The 23,766-nt window shown below is 55.8% G+C and carries 24 protein-coding genes; all 24 read left to right on the top strand.

Annotation, left to right across the window (positions count from 1 at the left end; genetic code table 11):
- Window positions 1–25 precede the first annotated feature (25 nt).
- The 24 genes from H0X95_RS09130 (at window position 26) to H0X95_RS09015 (ending at window position 23,714) form a co-directional block, all read left to right on the top strand.
- On the top strand, window positions 26–1,477 hold the full coding sequence (locus tag H0X95_RS09130; RefSeq protein ID WP_105777002.1) for a hypothetical protein: 1,452 nt from the start codon (window positions 26–28) through the stop codon (window positions 1,475–1,477).
- Between the two features lie 5 nt (window positions 1,478–1,482).
- On the top strand, window positions 1,483–2,496 hold the full coding sequence (locus tag H0X95_RS35925) for a hypothetical protein (RefSeq protein WP_230878175.1): 1,014 nt from the start codon (window positions 1,483–1,485) through the stop codon (window positions 2,494–2,496).
- 263 nt (window positions 2,497–2,759) lie between these two features.
- Window positions 2,760–3,482, top strand: a complete 723-nt coding sequence (locus tag H0X95_RS09120) for a hypothetical protein (RefSeq protein ID WP_105777005.1) — start codon at window positions 2,760–2,762, stop codon at window positions 3,480–3,482.
- A gap of 16 nt (window positions 3,483–3,498) precedes the next feature.
- A complete protein-coding gene (locus H0X95_RS09115) occupies window positions 3,499–4,284 on the top strand; it encodes a hypothetical protein (protein ID WP_196446030.1) in 786 nt (261 codons plus the stop codon).
- A gap of 24 nt (window positions 4,285–4,308) precedes the next feature.
- Window positions 4,309–4,902: a hypothetical protein gene (locus tag H0X95_RS09110; protein WP_146122875.1), complete on the top strand. Its 594-nt coding sequence runs from the start codon at window positions 4,309–4,311 to the stop codon at window positions 4,900–4,902.
- A 46-nt stretch (window positions 4,903–4,948) separates the two neighbouring features.
- The gene (locus H0X95_RS09105; RefSeq protein ID WP_146122876.1) at window positions 4,949–5,974 is read left to right on the top strand and encodes a DUF2184 domain-containing protein; all 1,026 of its coding nucleotides are present in this window, start codon (window positions 4,949–4,951) and stop codon (window positions 5,972–5,974) included.
- A 200-nt stretch (window positions 5,975–6,174) separates the two neighbouring features.
- Complete coding sequence (locus H0X95_RS09100) at window positions 6,175–6,654, top strand: hypothetical protein (protein WP_105777009.1); 480 nt, start codon at window positions 6,175–6,177, stop codon at window positions 6,652–6,654.
- A gap of 26 nt (window positions 6,655–6,680) precedes the next feature.
- On the top strand, window positions 6,681–7,148 hold the full coding sequence (locus H0X95_RS09095) for a hypothetical protein (RefSeq protein ID WP_105777010.1): 468 nt from the start codon (window positions 6,681–6,683) through the stop codon (window positions 7,146–7,148).
- An 11-nt stretch (window positions 7,149–7,159) separates the two neighbouring features.
- Window positions 7,160–7,600, top strand: coding sequence for a hypothetical protein (locus tag H0X95_RS09090; protein WP_105777011.1), 441 nt, complete (start codon window positions 7,160–7,162; stop codon window positions 7,598–7,600).
- A 9-nt stretch (window positions 7,601–7,609) separates the two neighbouring features.
- Entirely contained in the window at window positions 7,610–8,377 is a 768-nt protein-coding gene (locus tag H0X95_RS09085; protein WP_227747574.1) for a phage baseplate protein, read from the top strand.
- Between the two features lie 10 nt (window positions 8,378–8,387).
- The gene (locus H0X95_RS35920) at window positions 8,388–9,443 is read left to right on the top strand and encodes a hypothetical protein (protein WP_227747575.1); all 1,056 of its coding nucleotides are present in this window, start codon (window positions 8,388–8,390) and stop codon (window positions 9,441–9,443) included.
- A 129-nt stretch (window positions 9,444–9,572) separates the two neighbouring features.
- Window positions 9,573–10,925 carry a hypothetical protein gene (locus H0X95_RS09075; RefSeq protein ID WP_105777012.1) on the top strand — a complete coding sequence of 451 codons (1,353 nt, stop codon included), beginning with the start codon at window positions 9,573–9,575 and terminating at the stop codon, window positions 10,923–10,925.
- Window positions 10,926–11,013: 88 nt separating this feature from the next.
- On the top strand, window positions 11,014–11,454 hold the full coding sequence (locus tag H0X95_RS09070) for a hypothetical protein (protein ID WP_105777013.1): 441 nt from the start codon (window positions 11,014–11,016) through the stop codon (window positions 11,452–11,454).
- Window positions 11,455–11,525: 71 nt separating this feature from the next.
- The gene (locus tag H0X95_RS09065) at window positions 11,526–12,059 is read left to right on the top strand and encodes a hypothetical protein (RefSeq protein ID WP_105777014.1); all 534 of its coding nucleotides are present in this window, start codon (window positions 11,526–11,528) and stop codon (window positions 12,057–12,059) included.
- 155 nt (window positions 12,060–12,214) lie between these two features.
- Window positions 12,215–14,245, top strand: a complete 2,031-nt coding sequence (locus H0X95_RS09060; RefSeq protein ID WP_105777015.1) for a phage tail tip lysozyme — start codon at window positions 12,215–12,217, stop codon at window positions 14,243–14,245.
- A 15-nt stretch (window positions 14,246–14,260) separates the two neighbouring features.
- Complete coding sequence (locus tag H0X95_RS09055; protein ID WP_105781927.1) at window positions 14,261–14,923, top strand: hypothetical protein; 663 nt, start codon at window positions 14,261–14,263, stop codon at window positions 14,921–14,923.
- Window positions 14,924–14,934: 11 nt separating this feature from the next.
- On the top strand, window positions 14,935–15,222 hold the full coding sequence (locus H0X95_RS09050) for a hypothetical protein (protein ID WP_105777017.1): 288 nt from the start codon (window positions 14,935–14,937) through the stop codon (window positions 15,220–15,222).
- 5 nt (window positions 15,223–15,227) lie between these two features.
- The gene (locus H0X95_RS09045; protein WP_105777018.1) at window positions 15,228–16,403 is read left to right on the top strand and encodes a hypothetical protein; all 1,176 of its coding nucleotides are present in this window, start codon (window positions 15,228–15,230) and stop codon (window positions 16,401–16,403) included.
- A 1-nt stretch (window position 16,404) separates the two neighbouring features.
- Window positions 16,405–16,830, top strand: a complete 426-nt coding sequence (locus tag H0X95_RS09040; protein WP_105777019.1) for a hypothetical protein — start codon at window positions 16,405–16,407, stop codon at window positions 16,828–16,830.
- A 20-nt stretch (window positions 16,831–16,850) separates the two neighbouring features.
- Window positions 16,851–17,249 carry a hypothetical protein gene (locus H0X95_RS09035; RefSeq protein ID WP_146122877.1) on the top strand — a complete coding sequence of 133 codons (399 nt, stop codon included), beginning with the start codon at window positions 16,851–16,853 and terminating at the stop codon, window positions 17,247–17,249.
- 10 nt (window positions 17,250–17,259) lie between these two features.
- Window positions 17,260–18,468 (top strand): baseplate J/gp47 family protein, encoded by a 1,209-nt coding sequence (locus tag H0X95_RS09030; RefSeq protein WP_105777021.1) that lies wholly within the window; start codon window positions 17,260–17,262, stop codon window positions 18,466–18,468.
- 54 nt (window positions 18,469–18,522) lie between these two features.
- A complete protein-coding gene (locus H0X95_RS09025; protein WP_227747576.1) occupies window positions 18,523–20,103 on the top strand; it encodes an SPRY domain-containing protein in 1,581 nt (526 codons plus the stop codon).
- Between the two features lie 11 nt (window positions 20,104–20,114).
- Window positions 20,115–22,862, top strand: coding sequence for a hypothetical protein (locus H0X95_RS09020; protein WP_105777022.1), 2,748 nt, complete (start codon window positions 20,115–20,117; stop codon window positions 22,860–22,862).
- Window positions 22,863–23,018: 156 nt separating this feature from the next.
- Window positions 23,019–23,714 (top strand): hypothetical protein, encoded by a 696-nt coding sequence (locus H0X95_RS09015; protein ID WP_227747577.1) that lies wholly within the window; start codon window positions 23,019–23,021, stop codon window positions 23,712–23,714.
- Window positions 23,715–23,766: the final 52 nt, after the last annotated feature.

Genomic DNA, 23,766 nt, shown 5'->3' with positions numbered 1-23,766 from the left:
TCGTGCTAACGCACAAGGCTTCAATATGGCACTTTCACCACACCAAGACGGAGACACCACGCTCTCATCCGCAGTGGATGTTTTCTTCCCTGAGTTCGAAGTCGCCCGGAACACCCAGCTCTACAACGACCTCTGCAACGAAGTCATCGAGCCCGGTTCTGGGTTGGACTATGAGCTCGCGAAACGCATATATCTCGAACACCCACTAGGTAGCCGCATCGTAGATAGCCCGATCACTTTGGCATTCACCCAAAAACGGGAAATCTCCGGCGTCCCTGAAGAAGCGAAAAAGGCGTTTCTCAGCGCGTGGAAGCAGGCTCGCGCAGACGTAGCAATCAAGAACACTGCACGCCATGCACGCATCTACGGCGCAGGGACGCTGGTGGACCTTGGCGACGGCACGTTCAAAGTATACGACCCGCTCCTGACCGCCGGATCAATCGTCGGCAACATCGGGGAACCGCTCTCCCGCGACTTCCTGACCGCAGACGATCCAGTCGTACGCGGCAGTCAGTTCAACAACCAAAACTCGATCGTCCTGTACAACGGCGCGCAAGTGTATCTGGCGTACTCGGCTTCCGCGTTCTCCTACGGTGGCCGCAGCGTGTTCTACAACATGCTCCCGATGCTCGCGGGCTTTCTGTACTCAATCGACGTAGACACGCTCGTTCTGAAGAAAGCCGGTGCGCTCGTCGCCAAAACAAAACCTGTCGGTGCGGCAGGCAACCGCATCACTCAATTCTTCCGGCGCAAGAAAGCCGACGACGTTAAGCGGGCGCTCAACGGCAATGTCATCGCGATAGAAACCGACGAGTCAATCGAAACTATCAACATGACGAATTCGGATGACATGGTGACGGCGCGGGACAACATGATTTCAAACATCGCGACCGCTATGGACGCGCCCGCGCTCATCCTGAAGAACGCCGTCCTCACGCAAGGTTTCGGGGAGGGTTCGGAAGACGCCAAGATCCTCGCCCAGTACGTCGAGCGATATCGTGAAGAAATTGAATGCCTGTTCGACTGGATCACCCCAAAGATTCAAGCACTGGCGTGGTCCGAAGAATGGTATCAATCGTTCCAGATGTCTCACCCTGAATACGCGAGCATCAGTTACCAATCCGCAATCAATTTCTGGAAGGCAAATTTTTCGTTTGCGTGGCCCAACTATCTGTCCGAGCCAGACTCCGAGAAACGGAAGGGCCAGAAAGATTCCTTCGATGCATATATGCAGGTCTATCGGGAATTGCAAAGCGGAATCCGAAACCCGGAGAACCGCAGAGCGCTCGCCCAAACCATGATCGACCTCACCCAATCCGACGCTTTCAAAACACTCTTGCCCGAGCCGATTCTGATTACATTCGATGAGGACGATTTTGCGGCTCCCGCACCTACCGAATTCAAAGGCTCAATCAAAGAAACTGAGGACTTGGACGGAGCCGCCGATACGGACGACAAATCGCAATCCAATGAGTAACCGAAATGGCCGCATGGAAGTCAACTCTCACGGCTATCATGCGGCAATTCGCAGATAGCGCAAGGTCAACGAATGACTTGGCTCTCGCCGTCACCAAACTGCGGGAGTTACTGCAACAAAGCCCACAGGACAAAGAAGAAATTCAAAAACGTGTCCGCAAAACACTCACCGATATTCACGATAGGGAACTGAAAAAACAGCCGCCCTCACCCACCAATACGTTCACGCGTGCGCGAGTCGCCCAATCCGCACAGAAGCTGTTGGACGAAAAAATCGTCCAGTCCCTTTCGCTCATCGAGCTAAATCGCTCGAAATCGGTAGAAACGACAGTGCAACGGTTCGTAGGCTGGGCCGCGTCGCTTCCCCCTAAACTCACTGTAGACCATCCTCGACAGGTCATTGAGAAGGTCGAAAAAGGCTTCAGAATCGTTGAAAAAAGCCCGATCGAGATAAAAAGAGAAGAAGAACGGCTCCGAGAAGCGGGTATCGAGCGCAAAGTCAAGACACATAAACGGGTAACGACGTACACGACCCGATACGTCCAAGCGCCGCCCGGACCCGAGAAAACCGAGTCCTACGCGATGCGAAAACTGCGTGCGGATCGAGACAATATCAGCAAAGCAGCAGAGAAAGCGCTTGCCAGATACGAAGCGCAGCGTGTCACGCAGGATCAAGCGCACAAGTTAGCGGCCGGTATTGCAGAGACAATCGCGGTCAATAATCAGGCGCTTGGGTTCGTGTGGGAGCACCATTGGTCTAAACACCCCCGAGAAGACCATGAAAAACGGGATGGGATAGTTTATCTCTATCGCGATTCGCCAATTATCCGGCTCGCCCACAGCAAAGGATGGATTCGAAATTCATCCATCGAGTACGTTGAGGACTTGCCCGAGATACCCGGACAGGAGATTAACTGTCGCTGCACTGCGTCATACATCTACAGTCTGTCCGGCCTGTATCGGAAAGCGCCTTACATGTTCACCCAAAAATACGTGGACGCCCGCTCTCAGATTACTTGACCTAGGCAACTATCCAACTCTCACCTGATGCGCCGATACAACGCAATTTAGTAAGCTATTTGTAACTCTATCGTCTCTCGCTGACTTTTTATAGCTGTTCGATATTGACAGTCGAATCGACATATGCAGGTCAGCTAATCCATTTTACATATTGGAGATAAACGCATTTTCCGGGGTCATATCACCCGATTTCAGGGTGGCTATCACAAATCGGAGCGTCTGCGGGCGATGCTTGCACAGTCAACTATACGGAGTGAATAAATGTGCTGAAACAGACCGAAATAATCCAGCAGCTAAAAGGCGGTGCGCCCTCACCCATCGCGTACGACAACAGCCTGTATTACCGCGCGCGGTTGACCGGCACCGGAGACGTTTGGCGAAGTCGTCAGGGCGATATGTTCCGGCCACCGGAGTTTTACATGACGCCGGAGTTTCTTTCGCGATGCGCGGGCGTGCCGGTCATCATGAATCATCCCGAGGATTCGGCAACGATTAACCCTCACGATGTGAGGATCGTAGGCACCATCATCTACGCCTACCTCAATCCGGACGATCCGACAGAGGTGCTGTGCATTCTGCGGATCATCGACGGCCTCATTCAAGAGGACTTGCTCACCAAGATTCTGTCCACGTCCCCATCGATCATCGTAGGGGGGTCCACCGTGAGCGACGGCGTAATCATCGAGGGTGCGCCGCTTGCCGCTCCCGACCATTTAGCAATCTGCGCTCAGGGCGTATGGGACCACGGCGGGCCACCGTCCGGGATCGACCAAACGATCATTCCGGCGACTGACGCTGAATCTTTGACTGAAAACTTAGAAGAAAACTCAAAGATCGATGACTCCGTTTCGGTGGACCCCGCCGATACGCCAAGAACCTCCCAATTTAATGAATGTAATGCGGAAAGCACCGGACCAGCAATCGATTGGCTTGCCGCGATACAGACTACTCCGCCAATGATGTTCGATTTGGCTCTAATCAAATAATTTCAGGATCACTCACATGACTGCTGAAGAATTCCAAAAGATGCTGTCGCCTATGGTCGCTCAGGCCATCAACGATAGCGTTGCCACGCATTTCGCTCCGTTGCGTGCAGAGATCGAGGCATTGAAGGCCGCAAAGGCGCTCAATGATTCGGAGAGCGACAAAGAAACCGGCGACGAGAAGAAGGAAAACGACTCGTTCGAAGCGCCCGTAAAGACGGCTGACGAGTCCGCATCCGCTCCGGTCGATCCGCTGACCGCTGCGCCAGTGACGAACGACACGCCGACCAATCCGGAGACGGACGAAGCGCAAGAGACGGCGCAGAACAGCGAGATTGCCGAACTGAAGGCCAAGATTGCGGCGCTCGAAGCGGCTCAGGCTGCACAAGCGGCACCCGCTCCGGCCCTGTCCGACGAGGAAGAAGCCGCCATCGCTGACGCGTATACGCACGCCGATTCTATCTACCAACTGCACGGCATGCGCGCTCCCAAGCACATGGAACGAGAAAGCTTGATCGCCTATCGCCGCCGTCTTGCAAAGGGGCTGCAAAAATTCAGTCCGGCGCAAAAAGCCGTGAAGCTGTCGGAGATTAACGATAGCGCCCTGCTGTCACTGGCAGAACGCGAAATCTACGCGGATGCAGCGAATGCAGCCAACAGCCGCGAGATTCGCCGCCCGGTTCGCGTTGTCGAGAAGAACGTCAACGGCGTTCGCATGCAGCAACTGGAAGGTGTGACCGCGAAGGAATGGATGAGCGACTTCATGGCTCCCGGCTTTTCCGCTCGCCTTGCCCGTCCGCAGTAAACCACACAATAAGGAAAACAAATCATGGTGCAATTTGACCCGATGAAGGTTGCCGCGTTTGACGGCATTTTTAACAAGGGCACTGAAGGCGTCACGCAAGGCGAAATCCAATCGATGGGCGGCTATGACCGTTTCCACATCGAAGGTGGCTACTCGATCGACAGCAAGTCCCTCTATGGCGGTCTGCCCGTGAACGTCGGCATCGCGGCAAAGGGTGCTCAGACGATGGGTTCGGCAGTCCGGCGCGCTACGACGGCTGCGGAAGTTTCCGGATTCGTCATCTCGACCCAGATGTTCAACGCGATCCAAGTTCCGGGCGGCGCAGGTGTCGTCAGCAAGGGCATGGGCGTGCAGTTTGGCCGCTTCGGCTCGGGCGTGCGCGTAGCTGTTCAGATCGACCCCGCGCTCGCTGAAACGCTGTACGGCGGCGGCGCACAGCCTGCTAACGGCTTCGGTTGGGACTACACGAACAACAAGCTCATCGCGGCTGCAACGGCGGCTGACAAGCTCCCAATCACGGTGACGGCGCTGTACCCGGATTCATTCATTCTCGTTGAGGATGCGGTGACGGGCTTCGTGTCGCAAGCAGTGGGCGCGGCGGCTGTTATCCAGCTCTAAACCATAACTAAAACAAAGGGGCTACGGCCCCTCATTGGAGTCCATAATGTCTCAAGCATTTTCGAATATCGTCAAAGCTCAACGCAGCTTTACGGAGCCGGGAGTGATCGTCTCGTACACCCAGCAGTCGGGCGCATTCAACATGCTCGCTGGCGGCGCGCCGGAAGTGAAGATCGGCCACTACGATCAATACGTGTATCAGCACATGATCGAAGTGCGTAGCGCGGCGACTGCAAACCAAGCTGCTGCGAACGTGATGCCGAATGCAACGTTCCGCACGTCGTACGGTTCGGTTCCGACCTACCTGCTTCGCTCGCGCGCGCAATACGACCATCACGAAGCCTCGGCGGCCTCAAGCTGGAATGTGAACCTTGCGGACGCGAAGCGTCTTGCTGCGTATCAAGGCATCTTCCAAGCGGCCCGTAACGGTCTGCTCTTTGGCTTCACGCCGTCGAATGGTGAAGGTCTGTTGAACGCGCCTATCACGGCCGTCAGCATCCCGCCGGACGCAGACAATCACACAACCCTGAGCACCATGAACGCGCCGTATCTGTTCGACTTCTTCCTGAAGACGATTCAGGACGTGCGTAAACGCGTGCTCAACGTCGGTCAGGGCGTCCCGACCAAGGTTGTGGTCGTCTCGACGCAAGACATCATCGGCTTCCTCGAAGCCAGCGTCGTTGACCTCACGTCGTATCAGCGTATCGGTTCGGGCGTGAACACGATCAAGGGCAGCATTACCGACGTGAACGACTGGAATGGTGTGGACGTGGAGTGGCACGTGGACGACAACCTGCAAGGTCAAGGCGCGGGCGGCACAGACGCAATCTTTGTGATCGTGCCGGAACTCGCTCCGCAAGGTAAGAGCCCCGTTTCTACCAACATCTTTGCGGAGAAGCTGCAACCTTCTGATTCGGGCACGGCTCGCCAATACTTCGGTTCGGATACGCCGATGGAATTCACTGCTCCGCTGTCGGGTGGCGTGGTGGACATCGTCTACGAACAGCGCATGACGCCGGGTTGGATGGTTCGCCCGAAAGCTGCAACCCTTGTATCGGTGAAGTACCAGTAAGCCAATTCTGGAATTCGGGGAGTCCACACGGGTTCCCCGTTTCCCCTTCACTTGGCTCGCATGGCAGAGCGATCCCCCGCTCGATAACAAGAATTACAAACTCACGCCATTCCGACCGTCCACACAAAAATACGCTCAGGAATTCGCCAATTTGAGTAATGGGCGGATCGTTTCCCGCTATCGAATTTCAAGGAAAATAAATGGACATTTTCATTACAAACCTCACGCCGCACGCAATCGAGTTCAAGTACCGCCTGTCGGGCGTCTCTGCATTGCAGGTTCGGCCCATCCCGCGCGCGGGCACGATCAAGCTGTCGCATGAGCCGGAAGTCATCAAGTCGATCATTGACCAGCATGCGATCTACGGAATGATGGACGTTACGGAAGCGCTGTCACGCGGAATTCCAGCGTCTAAGCTGCATTTGGTGTATCAGGAAGGTAAGCCGATCAGTGCGACACAACTGTATGACCTTGTGCATGGGCGCATGAAGAAGCGAGACGAAGAAGCCATCGCGATCGCAGAGCGGGGCTTCGAAGCAGTCGAGGAAGGCGCAGAGGACAACTCGCAAGAGCGCGAATTCACGCTGACTCGCGAAGCCGCTTCGATCACCGAGACAGATGGTGATGTACCGCGCGACGTTATCAGCCCCAAACAAGTGCTCAACAAGCGCAGCAAATAATAACTATCGCACAGGGGGCCGAAAAAATGCCTGACAACGATGAAGTCAATCAGTTGCGAAGCGAAATTAGAGACTCGCTCACGCAACTTGGATCGGGGATCAGTGAGATTCGCGCCGCGCTAACAGCATTCATTGAACGCATTACGAGGCTCGAAGAAAACAGCAAGCGCATTCCACAAATCGAGAAGCGCGTCGATGACCTCGACAAGAAGCTTGAACCTATCCGCGACGAAGTAGTTTCCGCCACCAACGCGGCGCGCTGGGCCAACAAGCTCGCGAAATGGATCATGCCTTCCGTGTTCACGGGTGCGGCCGCGATTGGCGCGATGTACATCCGCGACCACATCAACCAGCAGCTTCAGCCAGTCGTCGCAGAGATGCACGACATTCAAAGCAAGCAACAGTCGCAAATTAACGAACTCGACATACAGGTGCGTTCCGCACAACAGCAACAGCGTTCGGCTGGTGTGGACAGTAGACGCGATCGATATTGAACGGAGCTTTTATGGCAGTTTCACAAGCGGGATATCTGCAATTCTTGCGGAGTGTTGTAGGTGTGCCGGTTGAGGCACTGCCCGACGACAGCCCATTCATCACGATCAGTTACACGGTCGGTTTCGCGCTGACGCCGTGCGAATTCCAGTGCGCATCCGCCGCGATCTATGAACTGATGGTGTATTACGCGGCAACCTCATTCCTATACAACAATGCCGTCGATCAACCGGGCCAGAACTGGTTTGCCAACGTACAAAAAGAATACGGCTTACTGTCGGGTTTCAACGGGATCATTCAGAGTGCGGCCGATCAAGGTACGAGCGCCGCGACCGTCGTTCCGGATTGGGTAAAGAGCGCGACTTTGCAGGAATTGCAGTGGATGAAAGACCCTTTCGGACAGCGTTTCGTGGGATATCTGCAAATGATGGGGTCAGTTTGGAGTCTGGTGTAAGGGGCGTCTATGAACAATTTCGATCACATTCGCCGCCCATTCCAGTCGTCCATCAAGCAGGTTGCGCAGACGGCGGCAGAACAAAATGCGTGGAGTCAGTCTAAGGGCTGGCCTGCGATCGTTGAGTCGGTGAATGGGTCGATTGTGACGGTGCGGCTCGACGTAACGAGCCAGTGGACGTTTCCCCCTATCACGGTCCCGCTCGCTGGGCCGGAGTACATTCGCTACCCGATCAAGAAAGGCGACGCCGGGATTCTGGTTCCGGTCGCAGCCTCGACCGGCAAGATTTCCGGGCTGGGCGCGAATACGCCGCCTACGCTCGATCAACCGCCGAACCTGACGGCTCTCGTATTTGAACCGTGCGGCAACGTGCATTGGACACCGCCCATCGATCCGCAGGCGGTCGAAGTCTACGGGCCGAACGGCATCATCCTGCACGACACGGCCAGCAATTCAACGGTCACGATCGCTCCGGGCGGAATCACGATTACGACGGGCGGCGTCACGGCGACGTTGAAGGACGGCAAGGTCGACATCACGGCCAGCACATCGATAAGCCTCACGGCCCCTCAAATCGCGCTCAACGGCACGTTGACAGCTACGGATAGCTCAGGCGGAACGGCGACGATCAACGCGCCGGTCAAGATCAACAACAAGCTCGACACGACCGGTCCTGTCACGGCACCTGAGGCGACCATCAACGGCGTTACGCAATCTACGCACAAGCATACGGGCGTCCAATCCGGTAGCGGTACGTCGGGCGGACCAATTAACTAAGGGAGATTAAATGTCAGGACTATTTGATCAACTCCCGCCGCGCACATCGGACCCTTCAACTGAGCCTATCAATAACGCTCAAGCAGGCATTCTCAAAGCCGGGGTCCGCACCATTTCGCACAATCAGCAGTTGACGTTCACGCTGTACCAACAGTACGTGCTCCCACTCGATGGGATGGTGTACTGGATTCGTCAGGCCGATACGACATTCACCGTTCAAGGCTCTCTGCACGTCACCAACGAGCAACAGCAGCGCCCGTCCGAATCGTACGCACAGAACACCGTGATTTTTACTAGCTTGGACGTTGTCTCAAAATTCCAAGACATTGCGCCGTCCACGATGTGGGTTTGCGAGTACGACGGCATGCTGTTCGCGTTCAATCGGCGGACGATGCGGTATTGGCAGACAGACCTGAATCACTACGCGGGCACGGCGGTGTTCCCGACGATGCGCACGCAGTTTTTGGACTCGAACGCCAGCATACCCACTTCGAAAATCCTCAGTAACAGCATCCCGATTTGGCTATCGCTGACAGGTCCGCTCTCCGCTGTTCCCGGCTACGACCAGCCGTTAGCCGTGTTTGGTGAATACCTCGTCGCTGCGAATCAGCAGCCGCCGTATATCGCCGTGGAGATTCAGGAGACGACGAGCATCGAGCCGCAGCCGCGAAAGTACGCGTTTGAGGACGACACCGTGAATCCGCCAGTCTATCGCGAATTCATGTCGCAACTGAAGCGGGATCGGGTGCTCTTGCACCTATACGGGTTCGATAGCGATCACGCTATGGCCTACCTCGACTACCTGATGACTTTCTTCCTGAATCAAGGAAACACGGTGATGGGGTTGATGTCCGGCCCAAACATGAAAGACATGCCGATCATTCAATCGGAGTACAACATACGCGGCCCGAAGAAGACTATCGAGCTCGAAGTCAGCTATCAAACCTTCAAGGCTCTGGACTACGCAATCACGCTGCTTCGCAAGGCGCAACCCAACTTTACTGTACCGAGCCTGTATTCGGATCAACCCGGCTATCTGGTGCCTCCGTTCCCTCCGCAAAAATAGAAATCCGAAACGCGTAGCGCGAACAGACAAAGCAGTTTCGATTTAGCACCACTCCCCTCCAATCCCCCTGCGTTCCAGCCGGGCGGGTTCGCTCGCGCCTAACTTCCCATTCCAATTCAAGGATTAAAAATGGCAAATCAAATCGATGATATTGTCGATATCGTAATTTCGGTCCAGACGGCACCAATTGCGAATAATCTACAGCGCAACGCCGTCCTCGTATCACAAGGGGGCACGACGCTTCCTGCGGGCACGACCCAACTCGTCGCAAGTCCGAAAGACATTACGGCGATTCTGCAATCTCCGCTCCCGATCAGTTCGATTCAATGGTCGGCAGGCGTCGTCACCGTGGTCGTCAGCGGCACCATCCCGCTACCCGAAGGTGCGAGCGCGCAGTACACGATTTCTGGTGTGTCTCCGTCGGCGTACAACGGGACGTTCACGGTCACCGGCGTTTCTTCATCGTCCTTCACGTTCAGCCTGAGCAACGATCCGGGCACGACGCAAACACTCGGCACTGCTACACCGGCCGCCGTGGCTGAAATCCGCAGCATGGGGAACTCGTTCTTCGCTGGCGGCGCGACGATCGCGACCACTGTCCTCGAACTGGGCCTTGCGTCCGGACCGGATGCCGTTACCGCCCTTCGTGCGTATCTACAAGAAAACGCGCTTGAGAACTACGTCTATGTGGTCCCGCGTTCGTGGGCGACGAGCCAAGATTTCTCGATCCTCGTCTCGTCGTACGACAGTCCGCAGGCGATGACGTACTTCGCGGTGACTGCCACACGAAGCAATTTGCAGACGGTCGGCGCTGCGTTCGCCGGTCACAAATCCGTTCTGCTCTATGCGGAGTCTGACGAAGACTTGGCGACTCAAAACGTCTTCGGCGCGGCTGCGCTCACGTATTTGATTGTCAGCCAGAACCCGACCGCAACGCAGAAGCTCTTGCCTCTCGGACCCCGCCCGATCTATGGCGTGCAGCCGAGCAAATGGACTTCCGCAGAACGTGCGCTGTTCACCAAGTATTTCGTGAACTATCCGGATGTTGGGACAGAAGCCGGACTCACCAGTACCGTCTTGAAGGGCAATCGATATGCCTCCGGGGACTTCTTCGAGTACTGGTATGCGTCGGATCGCACGGCGATCAACGAGCATTTGGCGCTCGCGAACGCGATTGTCAACGGCAACGCGAATGCAATCAATCCGCTGAAGTTCGATCAACGCGGCATCGAGCGTTTGCAGCAAGTCGCGCAAGTCACCATCAACTCTCTCGTCGCGGCTGGCGTTCTCTTGCCTCCGGATCAAACCACCGGCACCGGCATCGTGAACGCAATCGACTTCCTCACGTATACGAGCCAGAACCCGAGCGACTATCGCGAAGGTATCTACCGGGGTCTTTCTGTGACCGTGATTCCGGCGCGCAGCTTCACGCATGTGACGTTCAACATGGCCGTGACCGATTTGGTTAATAGCCCGAGCTAATTCAAAAAATTCGAATGGGTGTGCTTTGCACCATGCGCATAGCGTGGCGATGACGCGCGCCCATTTCCAGCAATAGAAAGGAAACAACATGGCCGGAAATACGAAACAGCCATTGGGAACGCTCAACCGCGTTGCCGCGCACGTCGTCTTCAGCAGCTTCCCGCAACTGAACATCGTTCCCGAGAATTTGGCCAAGGCTGGCGTGTCGCTTGAACCGCAAGGTGCAGTCGTTACGATCATTGAAGCGATGACGGGCACGATCAACAGCCCGGAGCCTTACGTTCAGGTTCACCTGACCATCGCGCTCAACAAGACAAGCCCCGTTGCCGATTTGTTCAAGAAGCAAATCGAACAGTATGGCGTCTTGGGCGATGTGGATGTCTACACCGATACACCGGCGCTCTCGAAATACTCGCTTCGCAACGTCTCGATTCAGTCTCAAGGTGCCGTGAACACGTCGGGCACAGACGCGACATTCACCGTCACGCTCGCGGGCACGTGGGACATCAACAATTCGATGTGGGTTTAAAGAGCGGCGCAATTTGATCGAAATCTTGGGGGCTGCTCGCCCCCTTTTTCGATAACCACAACGGTACTCTTATGTTCGAAAATCAACCAAAACTGGATCGAAATCTGAACCTCGTGTTCGACCTCGAAAATGGCGTCTACGCGTACGTCATGCCGATCTCACTCGATATTTGGCGCTCGTACCGCATTCCGCTCGCGATGGTTCTTGAAGAGATCAGGTCGCTTCAGTGCGCCGGTTTGTCGGTAGCCGCTGACCTGTTTCGCGAGTCATGCGAAAAGCGTGGCGTGGATGCAGAACCATTCTTCGCGGAGATTAAGCGTTGCACGACCGTCGGCTTCGCAGATAGCGAAGAAGGATTCAAAACGCTCCCCTTTGGCGTCGCCAAGGCACAAGGAAAAATCACCGATGAGGGGGCGGATGAGATCGCAAATTTTACATCCTTCTGGCTGGCGAGCTTGCTGGCCAAGTGGGCGCGCGGTCTGTCGTACGTGGCGCTTTCACTGTCGCAAGTGGTCGGCACATCGTCAACCTTTACGGATTTTCTCGATTCATTGCAGACCTCGACAACGGTAGATGCTTCGGACGAGAAAACGACAAAAGCCTGATTCACGCTGTATTGGATTGGGTAGCAACGGAAGGCTGGCAAGAATGCTACGGGGACGACGCCGCAGGCGGACGATTTGACGGCTTCAAAGACGCGCACCACTACCGACAACGTTACTCCGACGAAGCCTATAACCATTAGAACAAGAGGTAGGAAATGGCCGTCTCCATTCTAAAAATCCAAGTAGATCGCGCCGAAGCGGACCAGTATTTCAAAGACTTCAAGGCGTTTGACGATCAGCTACAGGGAATGCCTGAACCGTGGAAAGATGCGCTGCGGCAGGCGAAGCTAATACAGGCCACTTTGGTGAATCTGCAAGCCGGTCAAAAACAGCAAACATCGAGCCTGAAAGATTCCAATAAGCAAATCGCGGTAATGGAGAAGCACTGGAAGAACATCGGCGGCACGGTGAGGGGCATCAACAAGGACGTGAGGGAAGTCATGTCCACCGTCTCGAAGTTGATTCCCGGACTGGGGACCATAGGCGGGATCGCAGGACTCGCGAGCTTGCCGATGCTGATGTTTGCCGGTTTCTCCAAGCTGATGAGTTCGGTCGGCGCGGATCGGACGACGAATTTGCAGATGGGCGGAATTTCGCAAGGCTCGCGCAAGGCATTTGAGAACACGTACGGCCGGTACGGATTCTCCGACGCGCAACTGCGCGCCGTAGCCGAAGCCCAGCTCGACCCGAACAAACGAGCTGGTCTGATACAGGCGCTCACGGCAGCGGGCCTCAGTGCGCAGGACGCCGCGCAGCTATCCGAACAGGGAACGGACGCCGGAGAGGTAATGAGCCGCCTTATCAACGCATCGCGCAGTGCGAACCCTCTGGTTCTGCGGTCGATGGGCGGCCCCTTCATCACGCCGGAGCAAGTCACGACGATTCAATCCGCTCTACCGGGAGAAATCGAGGGGCTGCGCAGCCAGTACCAGCGGCAAACGCCCGAGCTTGATGCGCAAGCAGCGGACCAACGTAGGGCGCTCGAATTCACGTCCCACCTGTCCGAAGCATTCGAAAAACTCCGAGTCGGCATATTTAACAAGCTGATTGCGTTAGAGCCAAGTCTCGACAAGATCACCAATGCGTTCGGCAAGCTGGTTACCGATCTTTTAGACAGTCCGGGCTTCCGACGCTTTATCGCGGAGCTTCCCAGCAAGATTTCGCAGTTCACGGACTTCCTCAGTTCCGAAAAATTTACGAAGTCCCTTTCGACCGTAACCGACAACCTGTTCAAGCTAGCTACCGCATCTACGCAACTGGTCGTCAGCATCGACAAGATAGCGAGCTTCATCAACGATCCCGTCGGTTTCTTCGAAAACGATCGAAAGATCAGTCGAAACAAGCAGCAGATCGCGATATTCGAAGCCGAACTGAAAGACGACGAGCGCTACGAGTCCGGCAAGATGTCGCCTTGGGAGAAGGTACGTTACGAAGCGAGCCACGCACCTGACATTATCAGTGGCGTCAAACGTTCGGAAAAGACGCGCGAGACTTTGCGCGACCTCTACGCGGAACGTGATGCACTGGTTGCCGCGTCGAACCCGACTCCTGCGCTCTCGACAGGTGCGGGTAATGACGGTCGCACGCTCAACTTGAATACCGCTCCCATGCTTGGCGTTACGTACGTCAGACCCGACGGCTCGGCACGCGGCCCCGCGACTATCGATGAAAAAGCGCAGTTTATCGGTGAATTCATTGCCGAAGGCAGACGCCGGGGCATGAACCCGGAACAGATTGCCGGGGTATTAGGCTCAATCGCTCAGGAATCCCATTTCGATCCGTTTGTGCGCAACGGTATCGGTGCATACGGCACCAGCCAGTGGCTCGATAAGAGTCGGCAACGCAAGCTGGAAGAATTCCGGAAGAAGAACGCGGGCAAGTCCGAATCGTGGATTCAAGCTCGGTTCGCTTGGCAGGAAATGGCCGACATGGGGAAACTCAATGGATTGCGCGAAACAAAGAGCATCGAGGAAGCCGCGATTTACCACCGCAAAAATATCGAAATGCCGGGCGAGTCAGGAGCGAACGATGCTGCTCGTATTCGCTATGGCAAACAAGCGCTCAACAGCTACGGAGACATCATGCGCGGCACGGTCAGCACTGTAACAGGAGTCAACTTGAATGTCGTCGTTCAAAACCAAACCGGCGCAAATCTGACGGCCAACGCAGCCGCATCGGCTATTTAAAGAGGAATCACAACAATGTCAATGACGCGCGACGCTTGGGAACTGATGTATCAGAAGAACCCCATCCTGTTAAACGGCGGCGTGATGGGAAATTCCAACATTCCGCTCCCGATTGGCTCGCTGTTGTCCCTATCAACGTCGGGCATCTCGTCGGTACTCTCGTTGCTCGGGAACGGCGCTCCCATCGCCGTGAACCAGATTGCGTTTCGGCCTGCTCCCGGAACTGCCCTTTTTCAAGCGCAGAATCCGACATACCCGACTGCGGACATTCGGACGGCCGCGAACGCCTCGGTTTTGCTACCCGCGCAGGTCACTATGATTATGGACATTCCAGCGCAGGGTGCGGGCGGCTACGAAGTCAAATCAGCCGCCCTATCCCTTCTCAAAGCGATTCTGAACAACCACCAGCGCGAAGGCGGCACTTTCACCGTCATTCATCCCGCGTACATCTATACGGGCTGTCTGCTCAATCAACTGGTGGATATAACGGGCCGTGGGAATCAACCCGCCGTTACTTGGCAATGGACGTTCGATCAACCTTTGACAACACAGCCCTCACCGCTCGGTGATTTTTTGAACGGGACGATGAGCGCCATCACGAACGGCGCGCAGGATTTGGGCGGAGCGCTCGGGACGCTGGTTGATAACGTCGGCAATGTTCTACAGAGCATGTTTTAAGAGGCAGAAAAATGGCATCAGAAAACACCCTGTATGTCGCGTTCAACCCGGACCCCAAGAACGGCTGGTCGTATTCGTTCACCGGGACGGACTTAACTGGACGCACGCAGGTTTACACGTTGTACTCATGGTACAACCACTACAGTAACCGGTATTACCTACGCGCTGTATCGGCAAATCAGACGATGGCGTTGCCGCTCATCGAAAGCCCGGATGACATGGATATTCCACTCAACGCCGGGTACCTCGCTACGCCAATCATCTACCGGGCGAGTTCGATGGTTCTAGAAATCGGATAATTGAAATGCGGTACTACAAGCTCACATTTCTACCGCCGATTCCGACCGCAAGCAATCCCAATCCGGTTCAATCACTGCCGACAGCGCTGCAACAGGTATTGGTTCCGGGCATCGGTGAGACACGCAAGCTGTCAGACGGTACAACGCAAGGCGTAGCAACGTACATTCTCGAATCGACCAATCCCAGCGCCCTACAGGTCGAGATTAACTGCATGTTGGGCGGCTCCGGCTACAACCCTACCGACTTGGGATCGAATTACGTCCAGATTTGGGGCTTGCCAACCGAAGCTATCGCCGACATTGCCAAGCTGAACGGCTGGATCATTCGTGTACAGGCGGGATTCGACAAGAAAAGTCTACCGCTCGGTAGGAAGCTGGCAAATCTGACAGGTGCGGATAACGTTCTTATCGAGGGGCAGATTCAGTTTCCCTACGGCAATGCGATCCGGCCTGAATTGCTGGTCGTTCTCCCGATCGCGCGCACGGTCCTCAACGAACAGGTTCAAGCGCCTGTCGGCGCGAGCGCTCCGCTATTCCACGGGAAGAAGGGCGAGCGGCTTTCGGACGTGGTAGCGCGCACGTTCAGCCAATACTATCCGGGCATTCAGCCCGAAATCAACATCACCGACACGATCACGCTGTACGAAGACCAGTTGCATGCGATTTCGAGTTTGCAGGATTTCGCCAATCTGGTGAACGTGCAGTCGAAAGCGTGCCTGCGCTCCCAATACCCCTCGTATATGGGCGTCATTTCGCGCTTTGTGGGTGACAAGTTCGTGATGAGTGACGTAATCGCGCCTTTGGGAAATGCGCCGAAGGTAATCGACACGATCGACATGATCGGCGTACCGGAATACGTGGACAGTCAGAATGTGCACGTCTCCTGCCCTATGCGCGCAGACATTCGCGCATTTGACTTAATCCAGTTGAACACGCCTGCGCTCGTTCGATCACTCGCGGCGTCTACCGCAATCACTGCGCTCGGATGGCCGCGTGATTTGGTTGGTGTATTCCAAGTTCTCAGCGTGCATCACGTCGGCAACAGTCGCGCCCCAGACGGGACAGGATGGGCTACGCACATGCTCATTAATGCCAATCCGGTTACCCCGTCCGACTACGGGCAGCCGCTCAACAGCCAGACGCCGCAGAAGACGACGCCACAGGCCTACGGGAATAACTGACATGGAAATCAATTTGGGCGTTATCGAGCAAGCCTATAAAGACGGGACGACCGTTCCGGAAGTGGCAAGGTATCTCGAAGACGAGTACGGCGTAATGCAGGTCTTCGTTGACTTGCACATGAAGGACATCAGCAATTCGGTTGCGCAGGCCGTCGCGGACGCGATGGATGACGAACTAATGGGTCTGCCGGTGTCACCTGACATTTATCAAGGTGCGATGGAAGAAATTCAGTCGGCGTTTCGCAATTTCTTGGACAACGAGGAATATCCCGCGCAGTCAGCCCCGCAGGTTCCAACACAGGCCGCGCTAGACGGCGTGAACCACCGCCTTTTACACCCCTACGCAAGCAAGAACCCTCCCCGTCCTTCGTTCATCGATACCGGGGAATATCAGGCTTCTTTCCGCGCGTGGGTCGAACAGCAATAGAAAACCATAAGAGTTGAATCATGGCCCGAATCTTTGGACGAGCCGTAGACCCAGCTACGGGCACATTCAAACGCGATGACGACGGCGCGTATTACTGGGAAGTGGTGGACACGCCGGATACGGGAGACGCATCCCAATTCTGGATCACCGCCCTTACACAAAACCTACAACTCGTGCTTGGCGAATCTCCATTCAACGGCAATTCAGGCGTTCCATTTTTCGACGCCGTGGATACGCAAGTGCCGCCGGACCTGTATGTCCAACTCATTCAGCAGAAGTACGCTCCGTACTTTCTCACGCTGACCATCACGCGCGTTCCACAGAATCAAGAAAGAGCGGATGGCACGTTCGCGCTCACGTATAACGTCACGGCGGTTCTAAAGAACGGGGAACTGTACCAACAAAACATCACTGGGTAATAAATAACTTATGGCGCTCACTACTCCAATCACATCGAGCGGGCTGGTTCCCCGTGATCCGGCAGAGATACAAGCAGACATTATCACGCGAGTGACCAAAGCACGTCCGGGATACACCGCGAACATTCCCGGATCGATGATTGACGATATTCTCGGAACGGACGTTGCCGCAGTCACGCTGATGGAACAGGCGCGCGTAGAGACTATCAACAGCCTGACGAGTCCGACAGCGCAGCCGTACATTTTGAACCGCATCGGGACACAGCTTGGAGTGCAACCGGGAACTGTTTCGAACGGCTCCGTTGATGTTGTCGCCGTCAACTCCACGCCCGGATTCGTGTTCAACAAGGGATTCATCATCTCGGACGGCAGCAAGCAATACGTCCTGACGACGCCAACGGCAGTCAAACCGGACGGCACCACCGATCCGATGAACTTCGTATGTCAGACGGCGGGCACCTTCGCGATCCCGGCGAACACGGTAAAAATCGTAGTGACGCCGCTACCGGACGGAATCACCGTCAATCTGAACAACCCGGCCGACGGCATTCCCGGCAAGGCGCAAGAAGACATTTCGTCCTACCGCGCTCGCATCATGGAAACCCAACGCGCGGTATCGCAGGGGTTTATTTCAACACTGCGCACTACGCTGCAACAGGTTCCCGGCGTGTCGAGCCGTCTGATTTCGATTGCGTATTCCGGATCAGACATCACGGCAGGCTATCGCGTGATCGTCGGTGGGGGTGACGACACCGCCGTCGCAATGGCGATCTTCACGTCGATGTTCGATCTACCTGCACTGATGCCTTCAGCGGACGCATCGCGCACTGTCACGGTGAATCTGCGCGACGGTTCGGACACGTACACCATCCCATTCGTTCGACCGCTTCAACAGAATGTCGGCGTCACCGTCACGTGGAACACACTGAGCGGAAACGTTATCAGCGACGACTCGATTACTCAGGTCGTTCAACCGGCCGTCTTGGCCTACATCAACAGCATTCAGGGCGGCGGATACATCAACGAAAACGTGCTTCGTAAGCGTGTAACAGACGCAATGTCCACGGTTATTCCCGAAGAAGACATTACGCGGCTCGTATTCGGTTACACCATCGATGGCGCGGTCGTCGCGCCTCCCGCAGGCGAGCAAGAAATCAAAGGCAACGACGAAGGCTATTTCGTCACGAACGTTGCATCTATATCTGTTGTGCGCGGCTAATAAAACCGATCTACGCCACTTAAGCACAAGTCAATTAAAACATAAGAGGCTTCAATGGCTGACCTCAAGATGAATCAGTTCCCGGACGGGCAACTGTCGGATACGCAAATGCTGGTCGGTTACGACCCATACGCGGCCGCGTCCGGAGAACGTAAATATTCTGCTGTAAACCTCGTCTCCTATCTGACGGGCGCTTTGCCGTTCATCGGGAATGCGAACCCGACCATCAACGGGATACTGACGCTCAACGGGGACATTCACTTTTCTGGTGGAGCGATCGTAACGTCTCTCGGTGACCTGTACCAAGTCGGCCGTGGGAAGTGGCTGTCTGCCGACATGGCGAAGCTGGATGACGCATGGAACAAGGCAAGCGCGGCGCAGTCGGCAGCCGATCAAGCGGCCGTATCAGCGGCTCAGGCGGCTACTTCGGCAAGCAGTGCGTCAGCGAACGCAGCGACCGCATCGAGCGCCGCAACGACGGCCACGCAGGCACAAACGAGCGCGTCAGGCTCGGCTACAGCGGCTCAAGCGTGGGCGTCGCAGCCGACCGGGACAGTACAGGGCACGTCAAGCTACTCGTCGCTCTACTACGCTGGACAGTCGCAGTATTGGGCCGGTATTTCACAGGCGATGGTTGCGGCTCCCACAACATTCGATCCGGGATACAAGCATTCGAGTATCACCCTGAGCAACGGGAACCTCACCGCGACCTTTGGAGGTAGCCAAGCCGTCGTTTTGGGAACCATCGGCTACGCGTCAGGTAAACACTACTTCGAAGTCACGTTCGCGAGCGGCAGCAACAGCGGAAACGCCAGCGTCGGTATCGCCCCGAGCAACGAACCGCTCGATAGCCAAGTCGGCTACGACGACGATTCGGGCGCTGTTGGTGCATTCCAGACAAGCGGGAATGTGTACGTCAACGGATCGAAGGTTGCTAGCGTGTCGGGATTCGCCAGCGCGAACGATGTCATCGGCGTTGCCGTTGACGCAGACCGCAAGCTGGTTTGGTTTCGCAGCAACACCGGGCAGTGGAACGCGTCTGCAACCGCCGACCCGGTGAGCGGCACCGGTGGCATTCCGTACACGCAAACAGGGAAGATGTTCCCGGCCCTCTGTACGGATTCGTCCGCTGTCTTCACGGCGAACTTCTCCGGCAACTTCAAGGCAACTATCCCGACCGGATTCAAAGCATGGGCGGCGGACGCGTTCCATTACGTTGTTCCGTATGCCACCACCTCGACGCCGGGTATCGTCGTTGCGGGTTCGGGCGTGTCCGTCGATTCCTACGGCAAGTTGTCGGTTGACACGTACTACGACATTGTGTCGATTCAGGCTCAGGACACGATCAACATCGATCTCACTTCGCCGGTGCCGGGATATCACGTCGTCCTCAATTCCCCTGCTGCGACCTTCGCATTTACCAATCTACAGCTTCCCGCAGGCAAGGCGTTGCGGCTCACCTTCTATTTCGAACAGGGCACCGGCAATAACACGATCAGTTCGTGGGACTCGCGTATCAACTGGGTTGGCTCGCGCCCCATCTTCGCATACACCGTAGGCTCCCGGAACGTGATCGAACTGGAAACCATCGACGGACAGACCTTCGCGGGATTCTACGTCGGTCAAATCAATTAAGTGGAGGCGGCATGCGTCCCGGTCTTCTGGCGGCAAACAAGTCCGATCAACAAAACATCAACAGCATTCTGTACGGTCTGGATAACTTCTTGGAAAGGCACACAGGCGATGTAAACGATGACGGCGACAATCTCATCAACAAGTTCATCATCAACAATGAGGGGGTGCTCGCCAACAACATGCACTTCGAAGGTGGGCCGCAGGATTACACCCCGACGCAGTGCGCCACCACGGAAGGGCAGGCGCTGACGATTCTCGGCTACTACTACGCATACAAAGGAACGGGCGACCCCAAATTCCTCGACAAAGCGAAGTATTTCTTCGATGCGTACGTGAAATACTTCTATGGCGGGGTTCCCGTTCCGAATCCGCCCGATATCTATCGCGCGAACTGGATGCTCAACGGCAAGAACCCGTTCGAGGTGTACGGCCCGTCCAACCCGCAGAACACGGGCAGTCCGGGCTTCTACGGGCAGCCCGTAGCATTCGTCAACGGTATTGGTCAGATTCCGCAAGGACAGCCGACGTTTGGTGAACAGACGGTTAAGGTCTACAAGGTCTTTACCGGCCGCTACGCGTACGAATCGGTGCGGGCGGGTCCGGCGCACGGTGGAACGCTTCTTCCGTTCGAGTACTTCGTTGCGACAAACGGGACTTGGGATAGCAACTACGATGCCGTCACGCCTGCTCCGAACCAACCAGTCGGAACCATCGTGCTTCAGGACAAGACCTTCAATGGCACGGCGAGCGTGAGCTACGTTATCCATTCGGGGGTGATGATTCCACGTAATACCCCGTTCGATGTATGGCCGACATGGCGCTCGTTGACACCGGACCAATACGGTAACGCCATCGATGCGGAACAGTGGTTCTGCGAAGCGGCGCTCTTGCTGTATCGCGAGACGGGGAATGAGTACTACAACCAAATCTATCAGTGTTCGCTAAAGACTTGCCTCGAAGCGTCGGTTGTGGACGACGTGCGGTACTACTTCCGTCAAGAGCCGCAGACCGTTGACCCTTGCGACTACGGCATCTCCTACTATTGGAGCTACACGCCGACGAACAGCGTTGTGAACGTGACGCGGAATGCGGCGGGCTACATTCAGGTGACGAAGACGGCGGAAACGACCGCCAGCATGGGGACGGCCGCGCTTGAGCAAATCGCGGTATTCAATCGCGTTCAAAGCAACACGGCGATGAACGTCGTGATGTCCCTCAGCAGCCCTGCTGCTCGCGTGGAGTTTTTCACGAACATCGTTCAATCGGTTGACCAACCCAACGGCCAGCAGTACCGGTATCCGTTGGTTCCGAAAACGATCCCCGTTCCAACCACGCTGACCATCCCGTTCAATCAGATGCTCTCCGTTACGCAGAGCAATGGGCAGCCGATTGTCCCGTTCGACGGAAACAACTTCACCGCCTATGGCAATGCGTCGGCAGGATCGCAGTTCACGACCTTCAACGTTGGTACGGTGACCTATACGGATTACGTCGGAGTGGCGAGCGTCCCTGACAGTACTTCCGGTGTTGTCGCGGGTTTCTGGTTGCTCGATTCCAAGCATGCACCACTCTCAACGCTCACGTACAAGACGCTATCCGGTCAGATGTATTTGAGCCTGAAAGACAAGCTCGGCATCAAATACTGGTTGGCTTTGCCGCAGGCGCTCAACTGGACGACGCTTAATCTCACGTGGGACATGTTCTCGCTCGCGCCGAATCAGCCCGCAGGATCGTCACCCACTCCGACGCCGACAGACCAACTCACGCAGGTCATCTTTGAAATCCCGGCAGGCTCGATGAGCGCCAGCATTTCTACCTACACGTGGGGAGAAGTGCCGAAGTACTACGTTCCCAACGGAGAATGGTCCACGCAGTGGTTCATGCACGTCAGCGATTCCGGTGCGTTCACGTGGCTGGTGGGCGACGTGACCATCCGAAATGAGATGGATAGCGGCTTGAAGTACACGCCCGGTGTCGTGCCCTTTTCGAATCAGTATTCGCCGACCCTGCGCCGTAACGAATTCTGGCGCGGCACGCCGTATACCGGCTACCAGTATCCGGTCAATTGGCTGAACGCGGGTCTGCCGGACTACTACGAAAACGTGATTCAGTTCTGGTACGACGCGCAGATAGCCTATCAGCAACGCATTGGGGTGTTGGGTCCGTTCTGCCCGCTGTACGTTTGGCCGCGATACGACAACCTTGGCGAAGGGGCCATCAATTCCTTCGACTGGGGTTCGGACCAACCGTACCCGTGGGCGGGCTACGAGGCGCGTGGCATGTGGTCCGCTTGTCACCTGTGGGCGGAGTTGGTTCGTCAGGGTAAAACCGTCGATCCGAAGCTCGTTACGGTGTGTCAGAACTGGGCGAAATTCCTGCTCAACTTCCAACAGAACAACGGTGGGCTGACTCCCTCGAAGTTCCCGCGCGATGCGCCGCCGTTCAATGACGGCTACAACCCCGACCCTACACGCAGCGATCCCGATAACGTCGGTCACATGACCGGCTTGTTCCTGTCGGCTTGCGTGGAAATGCTCAACGCAGGCGACAAGACCGGGATTCCGGAGCAAGTCATTAAGGGACTGCTAACTCAATTGAACCTGACGTATGTGATCGGCAATGGATCATACGCCGACATGAGCGGTTCGTTCTCAAGCTGGCCCGGTGGACATTACTTCTATGGCTTCTGGGCCGGAGAAATTTTCCGTGGACTGGGTCTGCTGCTCGAATGGATGAACAAGGGGAACGTGCTCGTTTGAACTTTGGTAAGGATAGGCGAGCATCGATCTATCCTTGCGCACAACACAACGGACCCAAGGACACAATGTAGGTAAATAAAAATGCCAATAACACCTATTCAGACACCTGATGGGGACAACGTAGAGCTTATCGACTCGTCCGGTTACTGGATCGCGATGACATACAACGTGACTCCGTACGAAGCGATCATGTACCCGAATCAGAACATTCAGGTCATGGCCGCCCCGTGGAAGTCGTATCTGTTCTACCAGTATCAGCACGATCCGAACATTCGAGCGTTCGTTGATGCGTACAACGCGATCGCACAAGACTATCTGGACTGGTTCAACTCGATTGAGTTTCCGATCTACGTCGGCAACACCGTTATCGAGGGTGCCGGTCTGGATTATCTGATGAACAACCTGTACGGGATTCAGCGCCCTGCACTCCCCGCCGCGATGATCGCGGACAAAGGCCCGTTCAACAGCACGCCGTACAACACCATCGAATACAACGCGTACACGAAGCGGGAAGTTACCGAAACTTACGTCGCGACCGACGATATCTACAAGCGTATCGCCACGTGGAATCTCTACAAGGGCGACGGGTACGTGTTCTCCGTACCGTGGTTGAAACGCAGGATTCAGCGATTCTTGACCGGCACCAACGGCGTTGACGGTGCGAACGAAACCCAACTCGGCGCGGGCGTCGATCAAACCAACGCCATTTCCGTGACGTTTACAAGTCGTCGCAACGTCACTGTAACGGTCGATACCACCGACGGGACAGAATACGCGTGGAAGGTTCTGAAAGCCGCGATTCAAGGCGGCGTCTGTCAGGTTCCGATCGGCATCGCGTTCACCCTCATCTAATAATCCCCCTCCCCCTGCTGTAGTCGCGCATTCGCGCAATTCACGCGCAGCA

The sequence above is a fragment of the Burkholderia sp. 9779_493 genome (assembly GCF_015712215.1).
Classification (GTDB): Bacteria; Pseudomonadota; Gammaproteobacteria; order Burkholderiales; family Burkholderiaceae; genus Burkholderia; species Burkholderia cenocepacia.
This window is presented reverse-complemented; position numbering and strand designations above follow the sequence as displayed.